This window comes from Plantactinospora alkalitolerans (assembly GCF_015690345.1).
In the GTDB taxonomy this organism is placed as follows: domain Bacteria; phylum Actinomycetota; class Actinomycetes; order Mycobacteriales; family Micromonosporaceae; genus Plantactinospora; species Plantactinospora alkalitolerans.
Window position 1 is genome coordinate 1 of record NZ_JADPUN010000415.1, and the last position, 2,325, is coordinate 2,325.

1 protein-coding gene is annotated in these 2,325 nt (G+C 70.2%); it reads left to right on the forward strand.

Annotation, left to right across the window (positions count from 1 at the left end):
* Positions 1 to 49: 49 nt before the first annotated feature.
* On the forward strand, positions 50 to 2,325 hold a 2,276-nt coding region (locus I0C86_RS40360; protein WP_196206593.1), incomplete at its 3' end, for a condensation domain-containing protein.

The following is a 2,325-nucleotide window of genomic DNA, read 5'->3' on the forward strand; positions in this document are numbered from 1 at the left end:
GACGTTCCTCGGCCAACGGCTCCCGGACTACATGGTCCCGACCACGTTCGTGTCCCTGCCAAGCCTGCCGTTGACGGTCAACGGCAAACTCGACCGGACCGCCCTACCCACACCCGACCACACCACCGGGGACGGCCGGGCACCGGCCACCGTGCAGGAGGAACTGCTGCGTTCGGTGTTCGCGCAGGTGCTCAACGTCCCGGCGGTCGGCGGTGACGACAGCTTCTTCGCGCTGGGCGGGCACTCCCTGCTCGCGGCGCGGCTGGTGTCCCGGATCCGCACCGTCCTCGGCTTGGAGCTGCCGCTGCGCATGATCTTCGAGGCGCCTACCCCGGCCGCGCTGGCCGCCGCCCTCGTCGGTGCCGCGGACGGCAGGCCGGCCCTGCGGGCGGAGGGGCGGCCCGGACGGGTGCCACTGTCGTTCGCGCAGCGCCGGCTGTGGTTCGTCGATCAGATGGAAGGACCCAGCCCGACCTACAACGTGCCCGCCATGACCCGGCTTTCCGGTGATGTGGACGTGCCCGCGCTCGAAGCGGCGCTGCGGGATGTGATCGCCCGGCACGAGGCGCTGCGCACCACGTTCGCGGTAGCGGACGACGAGCCTTACCAGCGGATTCTGGCGGTGGAGGACCTTGATTGGCGTCTCGACGTCGTCCGGATCGAACTCGACGAACTTGCCGGTGCGCTGGAACGGGCGACCCGGTACACGTTCGACCTCTCCGCCGAGCCGCCGTTCCGGGCGTGGCTGTTCGAGGCGGGTCCCGATGAGCGTCTGCTGGTGCTGGTGACCCACCACATCGTCAGCGACGGCTGGTCGATGAGCCCGCTCCTGCGGGACATGTCGCTCGCGTACGAGGCGCAGCGGCGCGGTGCGGAGGCCAGGTGGGAGCCGCTACCGGTGCAGTACGCCGACTATGTGCTCTGGCAGCGGCGGCTGCTCGGTGCGGATTCCGATCCAGAGAGCCTGCTGTCGAAGCAGGTGGCGTACTGGCGGCGGGCACTTGCCGGAATACCGGCCGAGCTGGCCCTGCCGCACGACCATCCTCGTCCCGCGGTCGCCAGCCACCGGGGCCACAGCCTCCAGTGGCGTGTGCCGGCGGAGGTGCACGCGAGGCTGGTCGAGCTGGCCCGGACCGAGGGTGTCACCCCGTTCATGGTGTTGCAGGCCGCGCTCGCCGTGCTCTTCTTCCGGTTGGGGGCCGGCACCGACATCCCGATCGGGTCGCCGGTCGCCGGCCGTACCGATGAAGCTCTTGATGATCTGGTCGGGTTCTTCGTCAACAACCTGGTGATCCGTACCGACCTGTCCGGAGAGCCGGAGTTCCGGCAGCTCCTCGCCCGGGTGCGGGACACCACCCTGGAGGCGCTGGCCAACCAGGACGTGCCGTTCGAGCGGCTCGTCGAGGAACTGGCACCGCAGCGGGCATTGGGTCGTCATCCCCTGTTCCAGGTGATGCTGACCCTGCAGAACACCGAGCGTGGCTCGCTGGAACTGGGCGAGGTACGGGCCGGCGGTGCCGGGGCGACCATCGACCGGATGGTGGCGATGCCGGCGCGCTACGACTTCTGGCTCTCGATCGGCGAGACCGTCGACGCCGATGGCGCCGCGGCCGGGATGGTCGGCTCCGTGGTGGCCGCGGCCGACCTGTTCGACCAGGCCACGGTGGAGCGGCTGATCGCGATGTACGGCCGGGTGCTCGCCGCGGTCACCGCCGAGCCGGCCACACAGGTGCAGCGGGTGTCGGTGCTCGACCCGGCGGAGCGCGACCTGCTCCTGCTCCGGTGGAACGACACCTCGGAACCGACGGCGGCTGTGACGGTCGGGGAGATGTTCCGGTCGCGGGCGGCCGAGCAACCGGACTGGGTCGCGGTGGTGGCCGATGGGGTGGAGTTGTCGTACGCGGCTCTGGATGAGCGGGCTGGTCGGATCGCTCGGGCTCTTGCGGGGCGGGGTGTGGGTGTCGAGTCGGTGGTGGGTCTGTGTCTGCCGCGTGGGGTGGAGATGATCGCGGCGATTCTCGGGGTCTGGCAGGCGGGGGCGGCGTATCTGCCGGTCGATCCGGCGTTGCCGGACGAGCGGGTCGAGTTTCTGCTTGCCGACAGTGGTGCGGGTGTGTTGCTGACCGATCGGGACATGACCGCTGTCGTGCCGGTGATGCGCCTGGATGATCTGCCTGAGGGGCCGGTTCCGGTGGTGGCGCCGGTTGGTGGGGCTGTGGCGTATGTGATGTACACCTCGGGGTCGTCCGGGGCGCCCAAGGGTGTCGCGGTGACCCAGGAGGCGTTGACGAACTATGTGTCGGGTGTGTCGGGGCGGTTGGACTG